The sequence below is a fragment of the Limosilactobacillus coleohominis 101-4-CHN genome (assembly GCF_000161935.1).
Taxonomy (GTDB): Bacteria; Bacillota; Bacilli; order Lactobacillales; family Lactobacillaceae; genus Limosilactobacillus; species Limosilactobacillus coleohominis_A.
The window spans coordinates 77,320-100,608 of record NZ_GG698802.1 but is presented as its reverse complement, the minus strand read 5'-3'; the positions used below and the strand labels follow the sequence as shown (position 1 = coordinate 100,608).

The 23,289-nt window shown below is 40.9% G+C and carries 21 protein-coding genes; 1 reads left to right on the top strand and 20 read right to left on the bottom strand.

The genetic code is table 11. The features are described 5' to 3' along the window. Nucleotides 1–12: 12 nt before the first annotated feature. The 20 genes from asnB to HMPREF0501_RS00495 all read right to left on the bottom strand — a co-directional run bounded on the left by asnB (nucleotide 13) and on the right by HMPREF0501_RS00495 (nucleotide 22,516). Entirely contained in the window at nucleotides 13–1,887 is a 1,875-nt protein-coding gene (gene asnB, locus HMPREF0501_RS00590) for an asparagine synthase (glutamine-hydrolyzing) (RefSeq protein ID WP_006915836.1), read from the bottom strand. Between the two features lie 116 nt (nucleotides 1,888–2,003). Then, complete coding sequence (ribF, locus tag HMPREF0501_RS00585) at nucleotides 2,004–2,957, bottom strand: riboflavin biosynthesis protein RibF (protein ID WP_006915835.1); 954 nt, start codon at nucleotides 2,955–2,957, stop codon at nucleotides 2,004–2,006. Nucleotides 2,958–2,965: 8 nt separating this feature from the next. Continuing rightward, a complete protein-coding gene (gene truB / locus HMPREF0501_RS00580) occupies nucleotides 2,966–3,865 on the bottom strand; it encodes a tRNA pseudouridine(55) synthase TruB (RefSeq protein ID WP_006915834.1) in 900 nt (299 codons plus the stop codon). Between the two features lie 74 nt (nucleotides 3,866–3,939). Further along, nucleotides 3,940–4,302 carry a 30S ribosome-binding factor RbfA gene (gene rbfA, locus HMPREF0501_RS00575; protein ID WP_006915833.1) on the bottom strand — a complete coding sequence of 121 codons (363 nt, stop codon included), beginning with the start codon at nucleotides 4,300–4,302 and terminating at the stop codon, nucleotides 3,940–3,942. Between the two features lie 11 nt (nucleotides 4,303–4,313). Continuing rightward, entirely contained in the window at nucleotides 4,314–6,629 is a 2,316-nt protein-coding gene (infB, locus tag HMPREF0501_RS00570) for a translation initiation factor IF-2 (RefSeq protein ID WP_006915832.1), read from the bottom strand. A gap of 4 nt (nucleotides 6,630–6,633) precedes the next feature. Beyond that, nucleotides 6,634–6,951, bottom strand: a complete 318-nt coding sequence (locus tag HMPREF0501_RS00565) for a L7Ae/L30e/S12e/Gadd45 family ribosomal protein (RefSeq protein WP_006915831.1) — start codon at nucleotides 6,949–6,951, stop codon at nucleotides 6,634–6,636. Continuing rightward, a complete protein-coding gene (gene rnpM, locus HMPREF0501_RS00560; RefSeq protein WP_006915830.1) occupies nucleotides 6,944–7,240 on the bottom strand; it encodes an RNase P modulator RnpM in 297 nt (98 codons plus the stop codon). Before rnpM ends, HMPREF0501_RS00565 begins: the two co-directional genes overlap by 8 nt. A 19-nt stretch (nucleotides 7,241–7,259) precedes the next feature. Then, nucleotides 7,260–8,417, bottom strand: a complete 1,158-nt coding sequence (gene nusA, locus HMPREF0501_RS00555; protein ID WP_006915829.1) for a transcription termination factor NusA — start codon at nucleotides 8,415–8,417, stop codon at nucleotides 7,260–7,262. A 19-nt stretch (nucleotides 8,418–8,436) separates the two neighbouring features. Beyond that, nucleotides 8,437–8,916: a ribosome maturation factor RimP gene (rimP, locus tag HMPREF0501_RS00550; protein ID WP_006915828.1), complete on the bottom strand. Its 480-nt coding sequence runs from the start codon at nucleotides 8,914–8,916 to the stop codon at nucleotides 8,437–8,439. 110 nt (nucleotides 8,917–9,026) lie between these two features. Next, nucleotides 9,027–13,373 (bottom strand): PolC-type DNA polymerase III, encoded by a 4,347-nt coding sequence (locus HMPREF0501_RS00545; protein WP_006915827.1) that lies wholly within the window; start codon nucleotides 13,371–13,373, stop codon nucleotides 9,027–9,029. An 83-nt stretch (nucleotides 13,374–13,456) separates the two neighbouring features. Further along, a complete protein-coding gene (locus tag HMPREF0501_RS00540; RefSeq protein ID WP_006915826.1) occupies nucleotides 13,457–15,190 on the bottom strand; it encodes a proline--tRNA ligase in 1,734 nt (577 codons plus the stop codon). A gap of 15 nt (nucleotides 15,191–15,205) precedes the next feature. Next, nucleotides 15,206–16,480, bottom strand: coding sequence for an RIP metalloprotease RseP (gene rseP / locus HMPREF0501_RS00535; RefSeq protein ID WP_006915825.1), 1,275 nt, complete (start codon nucleotides 16,478–16,480; stop codon nucleotides 15,206–15,208). A 12-nt stretch (nucleotides 16,481–16,492) separates the two neighbouring features. Beyond that, on the bottom strand, nucleotides 16,493–17,281 hold the full coding sequence (locus tag HMPREF0501_RS00530; protein ID WP_006915824.1) for a phosphatidate cytidylyltransferase: 789 nt from the start codon (nucleotides 17,279–17,281) through the stop codon (nucleotides 16,493–16,495). An 18-nt stretch (nucleotides 17,282–17,299) separates the two neighbouring features. Next, entirely contained in the window at nucleotides 17,300–18,067 is a 768-nt protein-coding gene (locus HMPREF0501_RS00525) for an isoprenyl transferase (protein ID WP_006915823.1), read from the bottom strand. A gap of 132 nt (nucleotides 18,068–18,199) precedes the next feature. Continuing rightward, a complete protein-coding gene (frr, locus tag HMPREF0501_RS00520) occupies nucleotides 18,200–18,760 on the bottom strand; it encodes a ribosome recycling factor (RefSeq protein WP_006915822.1) in 561 nt (186 codons plus the stop codon). A gap of 5 nt (nucleotides 18,761–18,765) precedes the next feature. Then, nucleotides 18,766–19,491 (bottom strand): UMP kinase, encoded by a 726-nt coding sequence (gene pyrH, locus HMPREF0501_RS00515; RefSeq protein ID WP_006915821.1) that lies wholly within the window; start codon nucleotides 19,489–19,491, stop codon nucleotides 18,766–18,768. Nucleotides 19,492–19,576: 85 nt separating this feature from the next. Next, complete coding sequence (gene tsf / locus HMPREF0501_RS00510) at nucleotides 19,577–20,452, bottom strand: translation elongation factor Ts (RefSeq protein WP_006915820.1); 876 nt, start codon at nucleotides 20,450–20,452, stop codon at nucleotides 19,577–19,579. Between the two features lie 104 nt (nucleotides 20,453–20,556). Next, nucleotides 20,557–21,339: a 30S ribosomal protein S2 gene (rpsB, locus tag HMPREF0501_RS00505; RefSeq protein WP_006915819.1), complete on the bottom strand. Its 783-nt coding sequence runs from the start codon at nucleotides 21,337–21,339 to the stop codon at nucleotides 20,557–20,559. 153 nt (nucleotides 21,340–21,492) lie between these two features. Continuing rightward, nucleotides 21,493–21,774: a GIY-YIG nuclease family protein gene (locus HMPREF0501_RS00500; RefSeq protein ID WP_006915818.1), complete on the bottom strand. Its 282-nt coding sequence runs from the start codon at nucleotides 21,772–21,774 to the stop codon at nucleotides 21,493–21,495. Further along, complete coding sequence (locus HMPREF0501_RS00495; RefSeq protein WP_006915817.1) at nucleotides 21,764–22,516, bottom strand: tRNA1(Val) (adenine(37)-N6)-methyltransferase; 753 nt, start codon at nucleotides 22,514–22,516, stop codon at nucleotides 21,764–21,766. Before HMPREF0501_RS00495 ends, HMPREF0501_RS00500 begins: the two co-directional genes overlap by 11 nt. A gap of 99 nt (nucleotides 22,517–22,615) precedes the next feature. Here HMPREF0501_RS00495 and HMPREF0501_RS00490 point away from each other — a divergent pair, with 99 nt between their 5' ends. Beyond that, nucleotides 22,616–23,251, top strand: a complete 636-nt coding sequence (locus HMPREF0501_RS00490; RefSeq protein WP_006915816.1) for a lysophospholipid acyltransferase family protein — start codon at nucleotides 22,616–22,618, stop codon at nucleotides 23,249–23,251. The last annotated feature ends 38 nt before the right edge of the window (nucleotides 23,252–23,289 follow it).

The window sequence follows — 23,289 nt, the reverse complement described above, 5'->3', positions numbered from 1 at the left end:
AATCCATTCAAATTAGAATGGAGACTTAAAACTAGAATCTGCATTGACAATATATTGTTGATACCAAGTCATAAACGTCAAAATCGTCCAAATCTTCCGTGAATTATCACGAACTCCTTTTCGGTGATCTTCCAATAATTGCAGGAAATATTGCTTATTAAAGAACTTGTCCGTTGGCGAATCAATAATTGTTTGACGTGCCCAATCATACATCTCATCCTTTAACCAGAACCGAATTGGTACTGGGAAGCCCAATTTCTTCCGATGAAGCACGTGACCAGGAATAACATCTTCAACTGCTTTACGCAAGATCTGCTTAGTGGTTCCATCTTTGATTCGTAAATGACTTGGAATTTGTGAAGCCACCGCAAAGACTTCCTTATCTAAAAATGGCGTCCGTAATTCAAGACTATGCGCCAAGGAAGTTCGATCGGCATTCCGGAGCAAATCACCATTTAACCAGGCATGAATATCAATGAATTGCATCTTGGTAATTGGATCATACTGTTGAGCTTCTGCATACCACGGCGCCATTGTCTTAGCATACGAATGCTCATCATTATAATCCTTAAAGAAGCGTTTCTTTTCTGCTTCATTGAAAATAAAGGCGTTTCCAACATACCGCTTTTCTAATGGAACGGTTCCCCGCATCAAGAAGGATTTACCTTTCATTCCTTCTGGCATTAGTTTACTAATTGCGTGCAGTGCCCCATTCAGTGGCTTAGTGTACTTAAATGGTCGTAGCGAAATTGGTTCGTGGTAAATAGTATAACCGCCAAATAATTCGTCTGCTCCTTCACCAGTCAATGCCACTTTAACTTGTTCCCGAGCAGTCTTAGTTAGGAAAAACTGTGGAACCGCTGCCGGGTCAGCCAGTGGATCGTCCATTGCCCATACAAAGTATGGAAAAGCCTTCATAAATTCTTGCGGTGTAATCACATGGCTATAGTTTTCTACCCCAAGGACATCCGCAGTCTCTTGTGCAACGTCTAATTCACTATATCCTTCACGTTGGAAACCAACTGAGAAGGTCTTTAAATTATCATTAAACTGCTTTGCAATCGAAACCACAATGGTGGAATCGATACCGCCAGATAAGAAAGCACCAACTGGTACATCTGAGCGCATGTGAATCTTTACGGAATCAAAAAGAACATCCCGAACTTCCTTAGCATACTCTTCTTCCGTTTTTTCAACTGGGTGAAAAGTTGTGTCATAGTATCGTTGCAACTTCAATGGTTCACCGACCTTTTTGATCAGTGACATCCCAGGTAGTAACGCTTTAATATTTTTGGATAACGTTTCAGGTTCTGGAACGTATTGGAACGTCATGTAATCCTGCAAAGCGTCATGATTAAATTCTTGTTCACGTAAAACTGGATACAAGGCTTTTTCTTCTGAACCATAGAACAATTGGTCACCAACTTCTGCATAGTAGAATGGCTTAATACCAAATTGATCCCGTGCCGCAAACATCGTTTTTTCTTGACTATCCCAGATTACAAATGCAAACATTCCGCGGAAATGCTTTGGCGCATCGACACCCCACTTATCATATCCAGCGAGGATCACCTCAGAATCGGAATCACTATTGAAAGTGTAACCATCCGTTTTTAGTTGATTACGTAATTCAATATAGTTATAAATTTCACCATTGAACGTTAACATGTACCGTTCATTATCATATGGCATCGGTTGGTGACCAGCCGCAGTTAGATCAATGATACTCAACCGCCGAAAGCCAATTGTAATATTATCGTCCTGAAAATAACCAGCATCATCCGGTCCCCGGTGAATAATCATATTATTCATTGTATGAACAGCATCGTTCATTCGTGCCGCGGAAGCGAGCTTTTTATCAGATAATGCACCTGCAAAACCACACACAGGAAATCCACTCCTTAATCTCTTTTTCTCGTTTGTATTAAATTCCGTTTTTTAGACCAGTTTTAATAGTAGCAAAAACCGTGTAAAAATCAATCATTCAGTTCAGATCTTACAATTTATTTTAATGGTTGCTGATTTAAAATTCGGCAACTTGCCACCTGATCTTTTTTCAGTTGTTCAACTAGATCATCAACATCAGCAAACTTAACCTCGTCTCGTAAGCGTTGTACCCATTGTACTTGGACATGCTCACCATAAATATGACGGTGGAAATCAAAAATGTTGACTTCAATTGTCTTATTCGTTTGTTTACCAAAGGTAACATTGTAGCCAACACTAGCCATCCCGTTAAACCATTGGTTCTGCACTTTTAAACGCACAGCATAGACGCCAACTGCGGGAATTCGTTCATTTTCCGGCCATTGAACATTGGCAGTTGGAAAGCCAATTGTCCGTCCCCGGGCAAATCCATGAACAATGATTCCAGAAGTCGTATATCGATACCCAAGTAATTGATTAGCATTGGCTACCGCTCCCTGGTCAATTAATTGACGAATTACCGTCGAGCTGATCTTAGTTTCATCGTTATCATTAGTTAATTTGCTAACCGTCTTAATAGCAAAGCGTCCTTGAGCATACTCCGGTAACTTAGCCATATTAGCAATCTCTTTGGGACCGTAAGTATGATCGAAACCAGCAACGACCGTACTTGGTTGTAACTTCATAATCACTTCATCAACAAACGTTTGGGGAGCTAATTCACCAACCATTGATGTGAAATCCATGACATAAGCAACGTCAACCCCAAACTCTGCCAATAAATGCAATTTTCTATCTAATGACGTAAGGTATCGAACTGGCTGCTCCAGCTGTTTAAAGACGATTGCCGGTAATTTATCATAAGTTAAGACTGCTAATGGTTGATTCTGTTGTTCAGCGATTCGCCTTGCCGTCGCAAGAACTTGTTGATGACCACGATGAACACCATCGAAGAACCCCATTGCTAAAACTACCGGCCCCGGCACCGTCTTCACTTCATCTACTGGATACTTCAACCGAATCTCTTTCATGTCGTCACCTACTTTACAGAAATCATGGTTGCCGGTTTATAATTGACGCCCACTTTTTGATAAACTGCTTTTGCTTGCCCGTCGTACAGTAATACAATTTCCTTTTCAGAATGGTGTAAGTCTTGCGCCTTCAACCAACCTCCATTTTGTACAAGTCGCCACTGTTGCGCAGTTAATGTAATCTGTGGATAAGTCTGGAGGACAAAACGTGGCGGATAAATGTAATTTTCAATTGTATTGTTATTCACTTCATCTTCCACGTCCGCTAAACTCAACGTTTGATCTAATTCAAAGCCGCCACTTTTTAATCGGGTTAACGAAGACATCGTCCCTGGGTATCCCAACTGTTTTGCCAGATCGACAGCTAAAGTCCGTACATATGTCCCCTTTGAACAGTGCACCTCAAAGCGGATTCGTTGTTGTTGCTGCTCTGAATCATAATTGGACGCCAATAGCTTAAATTCTTTAATGGTGATGATCCGTTGTGGACGTTCGACCGTTTCACCAGCTCGGGCATATTCGTAGAGTCGCTTGCCATTAACTTTCACTGCAGAATACATTGGTGGAATCTGCGTAATTTTACCAGTTAAATGCTGCATCGCTTCCTTAATCTGCTGATCATCGATTGGCTTCAACACGGCTTGGCGGTCAACGACTTCACCATCTAAATCTTCAGTTATGGTAGCTTGACCAATCAACACTTCTCCAGCATAAACTTTCCCTGAAGCCATCAAATACGGCACCAATTTCGTCGCCGTTCCAATACAAATCGGTAAAACCCCACTCACATTTGGATCCAGAGTACCAGAATGACCGATCTTTTTAGTATGCAAAAGTTGGCGAAGACGCCGAATGCAATCAAAGCTGGTCATTCCACGTTCTTTATAAAGCGGCAGTACGCCATTCATCGCTATTTCTCCCTTCTGCAAATTATAAAAAAACTCCAAAGCCCGGCGAGCCGAACTCTGGAGCCCTATTTAAATTATAGTTGATCTTCTCGATGTAATTTCCTTAACAATTCATCAATTCGGTTCCCATAAGCAATCGATGGGTCCCGTTCAAATTTAATTGCTGGAGTTTTAAAAATATTAAGCCGTGCCCCCAGTTCCTTGCGGATTAAACCAGTTGCCTTATCCAACCCCGCTTGCGCTTTTTCGCCATCAGAGGCTTTGTCTGATAACAGACTATAGTAAATGGTTGCTTGTTGCAAGTCACCAGTAACATCCACTCCGGTTACGGTAATGTCTTGTACTCGAGGGTCACGAACTCGTTTCAGGAGAATATCATCAACTTCTCGTTGAATTTCTTGAGCTAACCGTTCTGGTCGATAACGTTTATTCGGCATTGTGCGCCTCCTTACTTAACAGGAATTTCCTTCATTTGGTAAGCCTCAATGACATCGTTTTCTTTAATGTCATTGTAGTTTTGAATCGTCAAACCACATTCAAAACCAGCCTTAACTTCCTTTGCATCGTCCTTAAACCGCTTCAGACTACCTAACTCACCATCATAAATAACAACACCGTCACGAATCAAGCGTACTTTGGAATCACGGGTAATTTTCCCAGTCGTGACCATTCCACCTGCAATCGTCCCGACTTTGGACGCCTTGTAGATCTGCTTAACTTCAACTTCACCAATGGTTTCTTCCTTGTATTCTGGTTCAAGCATACCTTTCATGGCATCTTCAACTTCTTCAATCGCCTTGTAGATAACTTGGTGTAGCCGAATATCAATGTTATTTGAATCAGCCATAGATTTAGCTAGTGGCGTTGGACGAACGTTAAAACCAATAATAACCGCGTTTGAAGCTTCAGCCAACGTGACATCTGATTCACTAATGGCACCAACAGCCTTGTGAATAATATCTACGCGAACTCCATCAACATCAATCTTTTGCAAACTCTGTGCCAAGGCCTCAACTGATCCTTGAACGTCAGCTTTGATAATAATTGGCAAGGTCTTCATTTGACCCTTCTTCATGGTATCAAAGAGATTATCCAGAGTAACGTGTGAAGTCCGTGCTCGTTCTTCTTCTTGAGCCCGCTTAGCTCGTTCTTCACCAGCTGCCCGAGCAGTCTTTTCGTCTTCAAAGACGACGAACCGGTCACCGGCTTGTGGAACATCATTTAACCCAGTGATTTCAACTGGTGTGGATGGTGTTGCTTTCTTAATCTTACGACCATTTTCATTATTCATGGTCCGAACCCGACCGAAGGTGTTTCCGACAACGATTGGGTCCCCAACATGCATCGTTCCTTGTTGAACCAATAAAGTAGCGACTGGACCACGGCCTTGATCTAACCGAGCTTCGACTACAGAACCTGCAGCACGTTGCTCAGGATTAGCCTTTAGTTCCATCATTTCTGCTTGCAAAAGAATCATATCCAGCAGTTCATCGATATTCTTATCGAACTTCGCAGAAATCTTAACGAATATGGTGTCACCACCCCAGTCTTCTGGAACCAGGCCATACTCAGTTAATTGTTCCGTAACGTGATCTGGATTGGCACCTGGCTTATCGATTTTATTAACCGCTACAATAATTGGCGTCTTAGCTGCCTTCGCGTGATTAATTGCTTCGATCGTTTGAGGCATTACACCATCATCAGCCGCAACCACAAGGACAGTAATATCAGTAATGTTAGCACCACGGGCCCGCATTTCGGAGAAGGCCGCGTGACCTGGAGTGTCCAAGAAAGTAATTAATTGATCATTGTAACGAACTTGATAAGCCCCAATCGCCTGGGTAATTCCTCCTGCTTCATGTGCAGTAACGTGCGAGTGACGGATTTTATCCAGCAACGTGGTCTTACCGTGGTCAACGTGGCCCATTACTGTAACAACTGGTGGCCGTGGAACCATGTGTTCTTGATTCTTTTGTTCATCATCAAAGAACTTATCCAAGTCAGCAATATCTTCTTGAACCTTCTCCTTGGCTTCAATTCCGTAATCAGCCGCCAAGATTTCAATTGTATCCTTATCAAGAGATTGGTTTTGGTTAACCATTACCCCAAGCATGAATAACTTCTTAACAATTTCGGCTGCAGAACGGTGCAGAATCTTTGCTAAGTCTTGAGCGTTCATTCCTTCAGTGTATTCTAAGACATCAGGCAATGGCCGATCTTTCCGTTGAGTTGGTTGCTTTGGCGCAACATTCTTCATCCGTTGATTATTAAGGTTCTTCTTATTACGCTTCTTATTCTTTTTACCATTGCCAAACCAATGGGCACGGTTCTGGTTGTTTCCGCCACGTTGATTATTGTCATGACGATTATTCCGCTGTGGTTGATTATTTTTCTTAGCAGAATGTTGACTAGTATTAGCAGTTGACTGTTGACCTTGCGCATGCTTCTTGTTTGAATCACCATGATGATCATTTTTGGCTGCCTTTGGCCGGTATCCCGACTTTTGCTTAGGTTGACTAGCCTTCTTTTGTGAAGCATGGTTCGGGGTAACATCATGATGTTGTTTTACCGCATTACCATTTGGCTTTTTAGCTTGTTGGTTGTTACTACCCTTAGCAGCTTGCCGCAATTTGGCAGCTTGATCGGGCGTAACGGAGGACATGTGACTCTTAATGCTCATTCCTTGATCGTTAGCAATCTTTACTAACTGCTTACTTGGCATTTTGAGCTCTTTAGCTAATTCATAAATTCGTTCTTTGGCCATATGCTCACTCTCCTTCGTTTATTTGCTTGGTTAATTGTTGGAATTTTTTGGCGAATCCGCTGTTATTGATTGCCACAACTGAACGGGCTTGACCGATTGCCTGACTAATTTCCTGTCGACTAAAGACATCACAGGATGGAATCTTATAGAAAGTGCATTTATCGGTAAACTTTTTCTTTGTGCTAACCCCTGCATCACTAGCAATAAAAACAAATTGCGCCACCTGATGACGAATTTGATTTAATACTAATCCTTCTCCAGTGGTCAGTTGGTTTGCCCGGCGGACTAGACCTAATAACTGTAAAATTTGGTGCTTAATCATTACCAAATAACTTTTGTCGCGCTTGAGCATGATCAGCGTACTTGATTAATTCATCATAGAATTCATCATCAAGCGTCACATTAAAGGCCTTATCAAAGGTTCGCTCTTTTTTGGCTTGTTCAGCAATTTTCACATCAACTGCGACATATGCACCGCGACCCGGCTTCTTACCAGTTGGGTCTAGTGAAACTTCATTTTCTTTATTGCGAACTACACGAATCAACTGTCGTTTAGGCATCATTTCGCCAGTCACAATATCTTTCCGCATCGGTATTTTTCTCTTTTTCATTTTTTCACCCCGCTGCCTATTATTCGTCAGTCTCTAAGGAACTGCCTTCATCAAGGTCATCAGTATCAACTTCAGAAAGTGGCTTGATATCAATCTTATAACCAGTTAACTGAGCTGCCAGTCGAACATTTTGCCCCCGTTTACCAATGGCTAATGATAATTGGTCATCTGGCACTATAACGGTACAACCTCGGTGAACCCGTGGTTCACTTTCCTCACCATCAACTTTTGGTTGGTTTTCTTCAATTTCACCATTATTTTCATCAAAGATAACAGCCTTAACTTCGGCTGGATTAAGTGCATTGCGAATAAAGTCTTCTGGTTCTTCTTCAAACTTAACAATATCGATATTTTCACCGCCAAGTTGGTTCACAATTGTCTGCACTCGAGCTCCCCGCGGACCAACACAGGTACCAACAGCATCAACATTACTATCTCGAGAGAAAACCGCAACTTTAGCCCGATCCCCAGCTTCACGGACAATTCCCTTAATTTCAACAATTCCTTGACTAATTTCAGGAACTTCCTTTTCGAATAAGCGCTTAAGTAAGTCGGGAGCAGTTCGGCTAACAAAGACTTGTGGCCCTTTGGTATCTTTTAATACCCGTGTAACGTAAACTTGAACATGGTCATGAGTACGATAATGTTCATTTGGCATTTGGTCATGTTTATTCATCGCCGCTTCAACCCCACCAGTTAAATTAATGTAAATAAACCGGCTATCTTCACGAGCAACTTCACCATCAACCAGGTCATCCTTCAATTTATTGTACTTTTCGTACACGATTCGGCGTTCTTCTTCACGTAATTGTTGAAGAACCACGCTTTTTGCAGTTTGAGCAGCAATCCGACCAAAATCATTGGGGGTCACTTCTTCTTTAAAGTCATCGCCAATTTCATATCCATGACTCACATGCATTGCGTCACGTAAGCTAATTTGTTCAATTGGGTTGGTAACCTCATCGACAACCTTTTTGGTTGCAAAAACTTTAAAATCACCAGTTTGCTCATCAATTTTTACTTCAACGTTAGCATTATTATCATCGTAATTCTTTTGGTAAGCATTCGCTAAAGCATCCGTTAAAGCATTGACAATGACGTCTTTTTTGATGCCCTTTTCCTTTTCTAAGACATCCATTGCTCCTAACAATTCAGCTTTTTGTTTTTTTGTGCTCATAATTTATTTTGGCTCCTTTTTAAATTTTCACAGCTAAGCGAGCTTTTGCAACTAATTTTCGTGGAATCGTCAATGTTTTATGCCGAGTTTTATCAAGATAATCGATCGTTAATTCATCTGCCGTAACGGTCTTTAAATTACCTTCATAAACTTTTTTTCCTTCCAGAGCTTGATACAAAGAAAGGTGAATATATTCACCAATTGCCCGGTGATAATCTTCTTCCTTCTTTAAAGGCCGTTCTGCCCCTGGTGAGGACACTTCTAAAAAGTAAGCTTGGGGAATCGGATCAGGATCACAATTGTCCAGTGCTTCACTCAACTGATCACTAACGTTAACACAATCTTCTAATGTAATTCCGCCAGTTTTATCAATATAAACACGTAAGTACCAACTATGGCCTTCCTTCACAAATTCAGTATCAAAAAGATAAAAATCATATTGATCCAAGATGGGTTGAACCAACTCATTAACGGTTTTAATTACATCCTTTGTACTCAAATTGTCACCTCCAATTAATTGCAATAAAAAGAGCGAGCATTTCTGCTCACCCCTTTCCGAAGTCATTTACCGTTATTAATAATAACATTAACCACGATAAAACACAAATTTTATAATTGGTCAAATAAACTAAGTTGGTTTTGGTCGGGCAGGCCTTCGAGGACGTTATTAGCATCCATGAACTCAATAATAGTTTGAGAAACCTTCCCTCGCTCAGCCAGATCCTCCTTAGATAAGAACGGCTTTTCCTCCCGAGCAGCCACGATCTGTTTTGCAACGTTCATACCTAATCCTGGAATAGCACGGAATGGTGCAATTAACGTCTTACCATCTATTAACCAGTTTGACGCATCTGAACGCTCTAAATCAACCATCTTAAACTTGTAGCCCCGTTCCAACATTTCATTAGCTAATTCAAGAATGGTCAACAAGCTCTTTTCCTTTGCTGAAGCATCATTACCCTTATCAGTGATTTCTTTCATTGCGGCTTTAACCGCATTCTTACCACGCGACATCGCCACAACATCAAAATCATCCGCCCGGACAGAAAAGAATGCACAATAATAAGTTAATGGGAAATAAACCTTAAAGTAGGCAATTCGCAACGCCATTAAAACGTAAGCAGTAGCGTGGGCCCGCGGGAACATGTATTTAATTTTTAAGCATGAGTCAATATACCACTGTGGTACATTGGCCTCGTGCATTTTAGCCTGCCACTCGTCAGGGATTCCACGACCGTGTCGAACAGATTCCATTACCTGGAAAGAAGTTTCTGAATCCAGGCCGTAGTGAATTAAGTCAGTCATAATGTTATCACGACACCCAATCACGTTAGCAATCGTTGCAACACCATCCTTAATTAATTCTTGAGCATTATCCAACCACACTCCTGTTCCGTGTGATAACCCAGAAATTTGGAGTAATTGTGAATAATTCTTCGGATGGGTATCTTCCAGCATTCCCCGCACAAATCGGGTTCCGAACTCTGGCAACCCCAAAGTCCCCGTTTTAGAATTAATCTGTTCTTCAGTTACTCCTAAGGCCTTCGGACTAGAAAAGAGACTCATCACGCCTGGATCATCCATCGGAATGGTTTGCGGATTGATTCGGGATAAATCTTGCAAAGCACGAATCATCGTCGGGTCATCGTGGCCCAGAATATCCATTTTCAAAATATTGTCGTGAATCGAATGGAAATCAAAGTGAGTAGTTTCCCAAGCAGCATTTTGATCATCCGCCGGATACTGGACTGGCGTAAAGTCATAAATATCCATATCGTCTGGAACAATGATGATCCCAGCCGGGTGCTGACCAGTCGTTCGCTTCACTCCAGTAGCCCCTTTAGCAAGGCGGTCTTCTTCAGCACCCCGAAATTCCTGGTCAGTATCTCGTTCGTAAGCTTTAACGTATCCATACGCCGTCTTATCAGCGACAGTTCCAATTGTTCCGGCCCGGAACACATTCTTTTCACCGAATAAAACCTTCATGTAATTATGGGCGATTGGCTGATAGTCACCTGAGAAATTCAAATCAATATCAGGAACCTTATTTCCCTTAAATCCTAAGAAGGTTTGGAAAGGAATGTCATGACCGTCTTTAATCATTAACGTTCCACACTTTGGACACTTCTTATCCGGTAAATCATAACCAGAACTGTACTCACCCTTGGTGTAGAAGTGATTATATTGGCAATGTGGACAACGGTAATGTGGAGGCAGAGGATTAACTTCAGTGATCCCTGAAAGAGTTGCTACCACACTGGAACCAACTGATCCCCGGGAACCAACTAAGTACCCATCCTTATTCGACTTGGCTACCAACCGTTGAGCAATTAAATAAATAACTGAGAATCCATTTTTGACAATACTATCAAGTTCCAACTTCACTCGATCGTAAACTAACTTCGGTAACGGATCGCCATACCACTTTTTAGCGGTAGCCCATGTCCGATCCTGGATTTCCTGTTCTGCCCCTTTCATGTGCGGTGTATACAGCTTATCCTCAACTGGACTAATTTCTTGATCAACTTCATCCGCAATTTTGTGCGTATTTTCAACCACAATTTGGTGGGCCAAGTCGGATCCAAGAAAATCAAATTCTTGTAACATTTCGTCTGTTGTTCTGAAATGGACATCCGGTCGTTTGGTTTTATTTAACGGGTTAGCACCACCTTGAGAGTTAATTAAAATCTTGCGGTAAATTGCGTCTTCTGGATTAAGGTAATGGGCATCACCGGTCGCCACAACTGTTTTCCCTAATTCATCACCAAGCTTGATCATATTTTTTATGATTGATTCTAGATGATGTTCACTTGAAATTACTTTTTGTTCTAATAACGGTGCATAATTTGGTTTCGGCTGAACTTCAAGATAGTCATAAAAAGCTGCTTTCTGCTTTGCTTCTGCGTATCCCTTCTGCATCATTGCCGTAAAAACTTCTCCGCTCGAACAAGCGGAACCAATCAACAGGCCCTCGCGATACCGTTCCAGAACGCTTCGGGGAATCCGCGGAACCCGATAGAAATATTTAACGTTTGCTAGTGAAACCAGTTTATACATATTTTTTAAACCAGCTTGGTTTTTAGCTAATAACGTCACGTGGAATGGCCGCGCATGACGGTAAGCGCCATTGTCAGTCATATGCTTATTTAAATCGTCAACGTAGACTACTTGATACCGTTTTTCCGCATCTTTTAAAAAGATATGTAGCAAGTGTCCAGTAGCTTCAGCATCATAGTTTGCCCGGTGATGATGCTCCAGTGATACTTTAAATTTCTTACTTAATGTATTCAACCGGTAACCACGCAAATCAGGATAAAGAAATCTGGCTAATGGCAAGGTATCAATTACCGGCTGCGTGATTTCTGGAAGATGATGGCGCTGATAACCGGTATTCATGAAGCCCATATCAAAGGAAACATTATGCCCGGCAATAATACTACCTGCACAGAAATCTTGAAACATCTTAAAAACTTCTTCTTCTGACTTTGATCCCTGAACCATATCATCAGTGATGCTGGTCAATTCAGTGGTCTGTTCAGATAATGGAAACCCGGGATCAATAAATTCATCGAAACGGTCTAATACTTTACCATCTTTCATTTTGGTTGCCGATAATTCAATGACTTTATCATAAATGGCAGATAGTCCCGTCGTTTCTACGTCGAAAATAACGTAAGTACTATTTAATAAATGATCATGATTTTCGTTATAGACTAACGGAATGCCATCATCAACGACATTCGCTTCCAGCCCATAAATCATTTTAATATTATATTTCTGATGTTTACCATCATAAGCAGCTTTATAGGCTTCTGGGAACCCTTGAACACCCGCATGATCAGTAATCGCAATTGCTGGTTGTCCCCATTTGATGGCCTGCTTGACATAGTCACTAATGGAATTAGTTGCATCCATTGTCGACATATTAGTGTGTAAATGTAATTCAATCCGCTTCTCATTTTCGGGAGCATTATCTTGGCGAACTGGGTGTGATACCACATTGATATCATACGCATTCATGGTCAGGTCCCGCATAAAGCTGTCTTCCTGGACTGAACCACGAACTTTTACCCATTGACCTTCACTAATTGCTCCAAATTGCGCTTCATCTTTTTTATCGCGGGAAAACTTCTTAACAGCAAATGAAGAGGTGTAATCCGTAATTTCTAAAATCATCAACTGACGACCAGAGCGCAATTCCTTAACCTCTTTGGAGAAGACGTAACCCTCGACAATCACGTTTCGTTCCTCTTCGGTAATTTCGACCATTTGGGTGACATCAGCCTGTGGATTGATCTCTTTACCAATCCGAGCTGGTCCGTCCACTTTCAAACTACCTGCTTCTTGTTTTTGGCGGTTCGCCTGATCTGATTTGATTTTTGCCAGTGCCTTCTTAACCAACGCAGCATCTGCAGCCTGCTGTTTTTCTTTCAGCTCTTTGACTGTTGCAGCTGAAGCTGTTTGATCAACCACTGCATGGATCCTAAACGGAGCAAAACCTGCCTGCTGATAGGCTTGTTCGATTTTACCAAGAAACTTATTAGCAACAAAATCTTTAACTTGGTCATTTTCCAAGGCTAATTCAATTCTGCCATTATGCTCTTCAGGCATTGTTTGTTCCGCAATTTCAAAGCCCATTCCCCGGTCACCGACTTCTTGTTGGGCCAGAAAACGCCAATAATCACCAATTAATTTAGCATCATTGGTTTCGTCAGCTGTTTGAATTACTAACTGAACCCGTGCATTAGCCAGGCTTTGAAAACTCATCTGTAAACTGTGTAATAATCCGCGGTAAGTATCTGCCGGAACAACATGAGGAAGTTGTAAATGAATTTCCCACACACGTGATTTTTGATGAACAATCACCGTTTTTACCTGACCATCAGCTAATGATTCATCCTGGTAGTTAATTTGTTCAAGTAATTTCTGAAATTTTTCTTGTGCGTTTAAGGCCACTGAATTTCCTCCTCAAAATTAAAAAATGTGGTTAATTTTGATTATTCATCTTAACCACATTTTAAATCTACTTATTCGAATAATTACTCTTGATGATCACCGTTCAATTGTTTTAACAGAATTTGAACCGTATTAGCGACTTCTTCGGTCTTCACTTCAACTGTTTCACCAGTTTTCCGGATCTTGATTTCAACAATTCCTTCACTCGCTTTTTTACCGACCGTAACGCGTAATGGAATTCCAATCAAGTCTGAGTCCGCAAATTTTACACCAGCCCGTTCTTTCCGATCATCAACTAAGACTTCAAGACCAGCTTTTTCGAGTTGTTCACTAATCTCGTTGGCCATCTTCATTTGATCAGCTTTTTTAGCGTTAACTGGAATAACGTGAACATCAAATGGTGCAATACTATCCGGCCAAACCAAACCATACTCATCCGCATTTTGCTCAGCCACCGCCGAAAGCAAACGAGTAACTCCGATTCCATAGCAGCCCATGATCATATCAACAAGGCGACCATTTTGGTCTAAGACCTGTGCCCCTAGTTTTTCGGAATAACCAGTTCCAAGTTTGAAAATATGACCAATTTCAATTCCGTTAGTAAATTTGATTGGATTACCATCCGGAGCAATTTCACCTTCTTGAACAGTTCGGAAATCGCCAAATTGATCAACCCGGAAATCACGGCCAATATTCGCATTGACATAGTGATAACCATCATCGTTAGCACCACAAGCCATGTTGACTAAGACTTTAACGTAGTTATCAGCTAAAATTTTCACTTCTTCACCAACGCCAACTGGTCCTAAAGAACCTGGATGAGCGCCCAGATACTTTTGCGCCTGTTGCTCAGTTGCTAATGTGAGCTCTTCACAGTCAACCGCGTTTGTGACTTTCGTTTCATTAACTTCATCGTTACCACGCATTAAAACCAGTACTGGTTGATACTTATCTTCACCCATTTTAGCCATGTATAGCATTGACTTAATAATTTGCGTAGCATCTATTTCTAAGGCTGTGGCCGCTTCATCAACGGAATGAGCACCTGGAGTTGGCTTTTTAGCTAATTTGGCTGGTTCCGCAGTTTGTTGTACACCAGTAAATTTACCTGTAGCTTTTTCAAGGTTAGCAGCATAGTCACCATCAGTATAAACAATCGTATCTTCACCAACTTTAGCCGGTGCAGAAAATTCTTGCGAATTGTCTCCACCAATCGTGCCTGAATCAGCAAGAATGATCTTATAGTCTAAGCCAATCCGGTCAAAAATGTTTCGGTAAGCTTGTGCCTGCTGATTGTAAGCTTCATCTAAGCCAGCTTGATCAGCAGCAAATGAGTAACCATCCAACATGGAAAATTCCTTGCCCCGTAATACACCAAATCGTGGTCGTGGTTCATCACGGAACTTATCGGTAATTTGGTAAACGGTTAACGGCAGCTTTTTGTATGACTTAATGCTATCTCGCAGAATCTCAGTCATCACTTCTTCGTCGGTTGGGCCTAAAATATGTTCTCGATCATTACGGTCTTTAAATTTAAATAGGGTATCACCATAAGCTTCATAACGACCAGTTTGTTGCCATAAATCCGCTGGAAGCATCGAAGGAGTTTCCATTTCAAATGCGTCAGCTTTTTCCATTTCTTCTCGGATAATCGCCTTAACTTTACGAATTACTCGGTAAGCTAACGGGAGATATGACCAAACCCCAGACGAAACTTGGTAAATATACCCAGCCCGAATCATCATTTTATGGCTAAGCGCTTCAGCATCACTTGGTGCTTCTTTTTTAGTTGGAATTAAAATTTTTGATTGTTTCATCAATCTATCCTCCACTTATTTAATAAAATACCGTTGAATATCGTTCCACGTAACCAGAATCATTAATAGCATTAAAAAGCCGAAACCAATTAACGTTACGATTCCTTCCGCCTTTTCTGGAATTGGGCGACGGATAATCCCTTCAATAATATTCAATACTAACTTACCGCCGTCCAGGGCGGGGATTGGTAACAAATTAACGATTCCCAAATTAATAGAAAGCATTGCTAAAAATGCAAGAACACCATTAACTCCTAGTGAAGTTGCCTGTGAGGTCCCCGCATAGATGGCAACTGGCCCGCCCAAGTCGTTCAAACTAAAACCGTGGGTAAACATGTGACCTAAAACACTAAATATTAACGTACCAGACAAAATAAATTGGTGCCAGCCATATTGAATTCGTGATGCAAAGTCTTTCTTTTGCTGTTCCATGACCCCAATTTGGCCAACCGTTTGTTTGCCACGCCGAACCTTCTTTGGAATCAACTTGATCGTATACTCCTGGCCAGCCCGCTTATAACTAATTGTTAACCGTTGACCCGGCTTACTGGAAATTGCAGTTGTCATTGACTGCCAATTGCGAGTGGAATGTCCGTTAACTTTGACAATTCGATCACCAGCCTTTAGGCCTGCTTTAGCGGCAACTGAAGATGATTGAACTTGTCCAAGTTGATTACTATTTGTTGGAATACCTGGTAAGGTAAAGCCTAAAATAATAAAAACCACTAACGCTAAAATAAAGTTATTCATCGGACCCGCAAAATTAGTCATCATCCGATGTGGTAAACTAGCGGAATTAATTTGTACATCTCGCGGAGCAATCCGTAGTTCAGTCCCATCACGTTCGATTACATTAGCATCATGATTAACACTGAACTTTTTGACAACACTTTCGTCGCCATTAACATAACCACTAATCCACAAGTCATCAACCAAATCTTTGTCAACAATCTGTAATGGCAGCCCCTGAAACAAAGTTGTCTTTTCACTGGCATTAATCGTTGTCACTTCATTTTGATCATTAAGCTGAATGGTAACTGGCGTCCCAGGACGCAGTGTTTCATCATCATCTTCATCCGCTCCAGCAAGGCGAACATAACCGCCGAGTGGTAATAACCGAACTGTATACGTAGTACCATTACGACGACTCCACCAAATCTTTGGCCCCATCCCAATCGAAAATTCGCGAACTAAAATTCCAGCTCGTTTTGCAAAATAATAGTGACCAAATTCATGGACTAAAACAAGAATCCCAAAAACAATTATAAAAGTTATGATTGTGATTAACAAAGAATCACCTCATTAAACAATCCCTAGTAAGTATAGGGATGGCATGACCATTAACATACTATCAAATCGATCTAAGATACCACCATGACCAGGTAAAATCTTACCTGAATCTTTGACACCATAGTAACGTTTAAGTGCTGATTCAATCAAATCACCAAATTGACCAAAGATGGACAACAAGAGGGTTGCTAAAACCATCATGTAGTAATTGTCATAACCAACATGGAAGAACAACAGGTAAATCGCTAATATAACTGTGGCAAAAATCGTTCCTAATACTGAACCTTCAATTGTTTTGTTTGGGCTGACTTTAGGAGCCAATTTGTGCTTACCAAATTGACGACCAAAAATATAAGCCCCACTATCCGTCAACCATACAATTAACATGCCATATAGTAACGTTGTGAAACTAACTGCCCGAGCTTGGATAAAGGCATTAAAGCCCATGCCGATATAGAGCATTCCAAGAATTAAAACTCCAGCATCATCAAAACTAAACCGTCCTTTATGAACAACAGTATGCAACAGGATTAAAATCACAATTAAGTAAAACGTTGTTAATCGATTAAAGTGGTCTGGTAACCACGCCAGCCACGATTGCGGAACCGTCACAATTGCAACTCCTAAATATGACATAATTGCTGCAAACGACGTTAAAAACATCTTTTTCATAATTAAAATTTCACTCATTGCAACGATGGCTAAGGCTATTGCTGCAATGGTTAAAGGTAAGTGACCAATTAAAATTAATGGAATAAAAATCGCCAGAGCAACGATTGCAGTTATTACTCTTGTCTTCAAAATTAACACCCGTCCTCTTTACTTATTTTTTAGACCACCGAAACGCCGATGTCGATGCTGAAAAATACTAATGGCCTTTTTCAAAGATTCACCGTCAAAATCTGGCCAATGTTCATCCATAAAAACGAACTCACTGTATGCAACTTGCCAAAGCATGAAATTACTTAAACGCTGTTCACCACTCGTACGAATTAATAATTCCGGATCTTCATAGGGAGTTAGTGGTGCAGTCATTAAATATTGACTCATAGTCTTTTCAGTTATGTCCATTGAAGAAAGCTTGCCATCCTGAACATCCTTAACCATATCAGTCGTCGCGCGAACAATCTCATCTCGACCACCATAATTAAGGGCAAAGTTCAGGACCATTCCTGTACACTGCTCAGTATCATGAATTGCATTCCGAACAGCAATACGAGTTTTCTCGGGTAACTTTGTAATATCACCCATTACAGTTACTCGAACATTATGTTCAACTAAATCAGGAACAAACTTTGTGAAAAATTTAATCGGCAAATTCATTAAAAAACTAACTTCACTTTGCGGACGTTTCCAATTTTCAGTGGAAAATGCATAGAGTGACAATACCTTCACACCAAGCTTACTAGCTGCGATCGTAACCTTTTTAACGGTTTCCATTCCCTGCTGATGGCCCGCAACCCGTGGTAAGTGCCGTGCTTGTGCCCATCGTCCATTACCATCCATAATTATGGCAATGTGGTGCGGGATTTTTGCTAAATCAATCTGGGATGAATTTGCATCCGTCTCTTTTTTTTGGGAAAACAACTTAATCCTCCAATGAACATTATTTACAATCTTTCTTATTCTACCAGATCTACCATAATTTCTCTACAATCGTTACTTATAAAAAAAGGTGAAGCACCACGGTACTTCACCTGAAATTAAGGGAAACTACTATTACTTACCCATTAATTCGTCTTCCTTATCCTTCGCAATTGCTTCCAAATTCTTGATTCCAGCATCAGTTTCTTTTTGAACTTGGTCTTCTAGATTATGGAACTCATCATCATTAAAATCGCCATCTTTGTTCCCCTTCTTAAGGTCATCCATGGCCTCACGACGAACGTTTCGAACAGCAACTTTAGCATTTTCCAGTTCTGCTTTAACGTCCTTCACTAATTCTTTCCGCCGTTCTTCAGTGAGTTGCGGAATCATGATGCGGATTGCTTCACCATCATTTTGAGGAGTTAAACCTAAATCCGCTTCATAGATTGCTCGTTCAATGTCCTTTAGCGTGCTCTTATCATATGGGGACACAAGCAATTGCCGTGCTTCAGGAACCGTAATGGAAGCCATCTGGTTAAGTGGTGTTAGCGCACCATAATAATCAACCTTAACCGGATTTAAAATACTGGCATTTGCCCGTCCCGCACGAATATCAGCTAAGGTCCGTTTTAACGCCTCACCTGATTTAGCCATTTTTTCTTTTGCATTTGCTAAAATTTGCTTACCATCCATTTTAACTATTCTCCTTCGATTGTTGTTCCAATTTTTTCACCCCGTACAACCTTCATGATGTTGCCAGGTGTATTTAAGTTAAAGACTACCAATGGAATATCATTGTCCATTGACATAGAACTAGCTGTCGAATCCATAACGTGGAGATGTTTATCTAGAATATCCATGTGAGTTAAATGATCAAATTTAACTGCTGATGAATCTTTATTTGGGTCTGCTGAGTAGACACCATCCACCCCGTTCTTGGCCATTAAAATAGCATCTGCATTCATTTCGGCTGCCCGTAATGCTGCGGTTGTATCCGTTGAGAAGTATGGACTTCCAGTACCACCGGCAAAAATCACTACCCGGCCCTTTTCAAGATGTCGAATTGCTTTCCGTCGAATATATGGTTCAGCAATCTGCCGCATTTCGATGGACGTTTGAACCCGGGTTTGCACACCTAATCCTTCTAAAGCATCTTGAAGAGACAAGGCGTTCATAATGGTTGCCAACATTCCAATGTAGTCAGCTTGGGCACGTTCCATTCCAAGTTTCTCACCAGTGACTCCACGCCACATGTTACCGCCACCAACGACAATACAAACTTGAACCCCTAAATCATGAACCTCTTTTAACTCTTTTGCCACTGTTTTTAGTTCCGGCGGATTAATTCCAAAGCCCTGATCTCCTGCCAAAGCTTCACCACTTAATTTCAAAACAACCCGGTTGTACTTAACACCATTTGCCATTCGTTGAACCTCCTCAGGTTAAGTTGTTTGCAAACTATTAAAAAGACGTACTAACTACCATAGTACGTCCCAAACTAAAAGCAAATTAACGGTTTAGTTCTTGTTGAACTTCATCAGCAATGTTACTTTGCTTCTTTTCGATTCCTTCACCAACTTCGTAGCGAATGAATGACTTCAACTTACCACCCTTGGAAGCAACGTATTCAGCAACTGTCTTGTCACTGTCCTTAACAAAGGCTTGGTCTGCTAAACAGATTTCTGATAAGAACTTGTTAAGACGACCTTCAACAATCTTATCAACAATCTTAGCTGGTTTGCCTTCATTCAATGTTTCTTCCTTAAAAATCTTCCGTTCGTGATCCAGACGTTCAGCAGAAACATCATCACGCGTCATAAATTCTGGATTAACTGCAGCCACATGCATAGCAACATCCTTAGCAGTAGCCTCATCAGCACCTTCCAGAACAACTAAAGCAGCAATCCGACCACCTTGGTGAAGGTAAGCACCAAAGTTATCGCCATCAGCCTTGTCCACAACAGCAAACCGCCGTAAACTAACCTTTTCTCCGGTTTGTCGAGTGGTTTCAGTTAAGTCTTCACCAAGCGTACCGTTATCAGTTTTGATTTCTAAGGCAGCATCAACATCAGCTGGCTTGTTTTCAACAATCTTCTTAGCAACATCATTCAAAGCAGCTTTGAATGGATCAGAAGCAGCTACGAAGTCGGTTTCTGAGTTTAATTCCACAATTGCAGCTGTATTACCATCAACCACAATGTCAGTTAAACCTTCAGCGGCAATTCGATCGCTCTTCTTAGCTGCTTTAGCAATTCCCTTTTCACGAAGGTAATCCATTGCCTTATCCATATCACCATCGGTTTCAACTAATGCCTTCTTAGCATCCATGATGCCGGCACCAGACTTCTTCCGTAATTCCATAACTTGTGAAGCTTTGATAGCCATAATTCGATCTCTCCTTAGTTTTGAATGTTTTTAAATAAAAAACTGTTTCGCACTCAGGCCACCACGGTCCAACTGCAAAACAGCCTAAGTATTAACTATTTTAATTATTTGCTTTCAACGTTTTTCTTTAAATCTTGTAAAGAATCTTCAGAAACTTCAGCGTTGTCAGCAACATCATCGTCTGATGCTTGTTGTTGGTCATCTTGACCTTGCTTACCTTCAATAACAGCGTCAGCCATCTTAGAAGTGATTAAGCGAACGGCACGAATAGCATCATCGTTTGATGGGATGATAACGTCAATGTCATCAGGATCCGTGTTAGTGTCAACCATCGCAACGATTGGAATGTGAAGCTTGTGTGCTTCACGAACTGCAATTTGTTCCTTGTGAGGATCAACGATGTAAATTACATCTGGAATTCGTGGCATATCTTCAATTCCACCTAAGAAACGTTCAAGCTTTTCACGTTGCTTAGTTAAAACAGAAACTTCCTTCTTTGGAAGAACATCAAAAGTTCCATCTTCTGACATCTTCTTTAATTCCTTCAAACGGTTAATCCGTGATTGGATAGTCTTCCAGTTAGTCAAAGTACCACCCAACCAACGATGGTTAACGTAGTATTGACCTGCACGAGTAGCTTCTTCTTCGATTGAATCTTGAGCTTGCTTCTTCGTACCAACAAAAAGAACTACACCACCATCAGCAGCAACGTTCTTAACGTAATCGTAAGCGGAGTCGATCATCTTGACCGTCTTTTGCAGGTCAATAATGTAGATACCGTTCCGTTCAGTAAAGATGTATGGTTCCATCTTTGGGTTCCAACGACGAGTTTGGTGACCAAAGTGGACACCGGCTTCAAGTAATTGTTTCATACTTACAACAGACATGAAATAATACCTCCAAAATAGTTTTTTCCTCCTCACCGGTCCTCTGGTCCGAACACCTAACGGCACCATTCAAACCATTGCGGTGAGTGTGAATTGTGCAAATAGCACCAACAAGTATTGTACATAAAAACTATTGTGATCGCAAGCAGAAAATTATAATTCTTGAATATTCACACCATGTTGTCTTAAATATGCTAACTTATGCTGACGAGTTTGATGCTTAAAGTGATATTCGGCACTTAATGCACTTCTCTTATCATCAAAACGTTCTTGATAAATTAATTTTAGGGGATGGCGACTTTTAACCCGCGTATATTTTGCGCCACGATATGTCTGGTGAGTCTTAAATCTCCGTTCAACATTATCTGTAAATCCGCAATATAGTGTTTGGTCGGCACACAATAATACATAAATATAATATGGTTTAGTTTGCATGGAGCATAGCCTCAACTTGTGACGTATAGTTACCTTCTTGATCACCGACCACAAGTGGCGGTTCAATAATTGTGCCCCCTGGACGACCGTCCTTAATGGTTTCTATTAGGACCATGTTCGCGGCCTTACCTGGCTTAGGGTAAACAAAGCAAATCCGCTTAACCATTAGTCGATGTTCATTCAAAACTTGTAAAATTTCTGTTAACCGGTCTGGTCGGTGTACTAGATAGCCCTTACCATTCATTTTTAATAACCCGGACATTTTTTCAGCAACTGTTGGTAAATCAATAGTTAGTTCATGACGAGCAATCGCCAAGTAACGATGAGGATTCTTTTTACTCGTCGGTAAAGATTTAAAATATGGTGGATTGCAAGTTACGATATCATATGCATCTTTGTGAACATAATCATAAATATTTTTGACATCCGCATTGATGACCCGGTAGCGCTCCGTCAAATTATTTAGAGAAATACTTCGTCTAGCCATGTCGGCCAAGCGTGGTTGTAATTCTACTTCAGTAAACTGTCCCCCTAGTTTACGGTTTAAAAACAAACCAATAGCCCCATTGCCTGCGCATATATCAATTGTTTGGAGTCGCTGACGATGATTGGGCCGTACAAAATCAGCTAATAGCACTGCATCTAGAGAAAAAGCGAAAACTTCACTGCTCTGAATAATTTTAATTCCTTGACTACTAAGTTGATCGATACGTTCATGCGGTTTTAAAATTGATTTATCCATGCTTACTCCTTTGATCAAACTGAAGATTCAACTTGCATGTTCAGTTTTTCTTGCTCATAATAACCATATTACACAAAAATAATTTGAGGTAAATAAAATATGTATGACTTCCTTGTTCATTTAGTAAAGCCGTTTTTGAGTATGATTAACGGCCGGCCAATCATTACAAACAAAGAGAACTTACCAGCTGGTAACTATATTATTGTTGCTCCGCACCGAACATGGATGGATCCGGTCCTCCTCGCCTTAGCTATTTATCCTAAAAAATTCAGTTTTATGGCCAAAGAGGAGCTCTTCAAAAATAAGTTTGCAAACTGGTTTTTAAGAAAATTAAACGCTTATCCTGTCAATCGAGTTCACCCTGGTCCCTCAGCAATTAAGGTTCCTGTAAAAGAACTTCGCCAATCAGACCTTTCGACCATTATCTTTCCATCTGGATCACGGTATTCTTCAGAACTAAAGGGCGGTGCTTTAATGATTGCAAAATTAGCAAATGTTCCTTTGGTACCCGCTGTTTACCAAGGGCCGTTGTCATTTAGTGCTCTTTTTTCAAGAAGGAAACGTAAGATTGCGTTTGGAAACCCCATTTATATTGACCGTAAGCAGCGCTTAACCGATGAAGTTCAAAAAGAATATGAACGGCAAATGCAAGCTGCTTTTGATCAGTTAGACAAACAGTTAGACCCTAGTTTTCACTATGATATGCCAGAAAAGCCAGCTGATGACCACTTTTAATGTAAATAAAAAAGTCGACTTTTGTCGACTTTTTATTT

Excerpts from the sequence above, each read along its gene's own strand:
- HMPREF0501_RS00540 (WP_006915826.1), bottom strand. The coding sequence starts at position 15,190 with ATGAAACAATCAAAAATTTTAATTCCAACTAAAAAAGAAGCACCAAGT.
- ribF (WP_006915835.1), bottom strand. The coding sequence starts at position 2,957 with ATGAAAGAGATTCGGTTGAAGTATCCAGTAGATGAAGTGAAGACGGTG.
- rnpM (WP_006915830.1), bottom strand. The coding sequence starts at position 7,240 with ATGAAAAAGAGAAAAATACCGATGCGGAAAGATATTGTGACTGGCGAA.
- HMPREF0501_RS00565 (WP_006915831.1), bottom strand. The coding sequence starts at position 6,951 with ATGATTAAGCACCAAATTTTACAGTTATTAGGTCTAGTCCGCCGGGCA.
- HMPREF0501_RS00490 (WP_006915816.1), top strand. The coding sequence starts at position 22,616 with ATGTATGACTTCCTTGTTCATTTAGTAAAGCCGTTTTTGAGTATGATT.
- tsf (WP_006915820.1), bottom strand. The coding sequence starts at position 20,452 with ATGGCTATCAAAGCTTCACAAGTTATGGAATTACGGAAGAAGTCTGGT.
- HMPREF0501_RS00500 (WP_006915818.1), bottom strand. The coding sequence starts at position 21,774 with ATGCAAACTAAACCATATTATATTTATGTATTATTGTGTGCCGACCAA.
- HMPREF0501_RS00495 (WP_006915817.1), bottom strand. The coding sequence starts at position 22,516 with ATGGATAAATCAATTTTAAAACCGCATGAACGTATCGATCAACTTAGT.
- pyrH (WP_006915821.1), bottom strand. The coding sequence starts at position 19,491 with ATGGCAAATGGTGTTAAGTACAACCGGGTTGTTTTGAAATTAAGTGGT.
- rbfA (WP_006915833.1), bottom strand. The coding sequence starts at position 4,302 with ATGCCGAATAAACGTTATCGACCAGAACGGTTAGCTCAAGAAATTCAA.
- frr (WP_006915822.1), bottom strand. The coding sequence starts at position 18,760 with ATGGATGGTAAGCAAATTTTAGCAAATGCAAAAGAAAAAATGGCTAAA.
- truB (WP_006915834.1), bottom strand. The coding sequence starts at position 3,865 with ATGAATGGCGTACTGCCGCTTTATAAAGAACGTGGAATGACCAGCTTT.
- infB (WP_006915832.1), bottom strand. The coding sequence starts at position 6,629 with ATGGCCAAAGAACGAATTTATGAATTAGCTAAAGAGCTCAAAATGCCA.
- rpsB (WP_006915819.1), bottom strand. The coding sequence starts at position 21,339 with ATGTCTGTTGTAAGTATGAAACAATTACTTGAAGCCGGTGTCCACTTT.
- nusA (WP_006915829.1), bottom strand. The coding sequence starts at position 8,417 with ATGAGCACAAAAAAACAAAAAGCTGAATTGTTAGGAGCAATGGATGTC.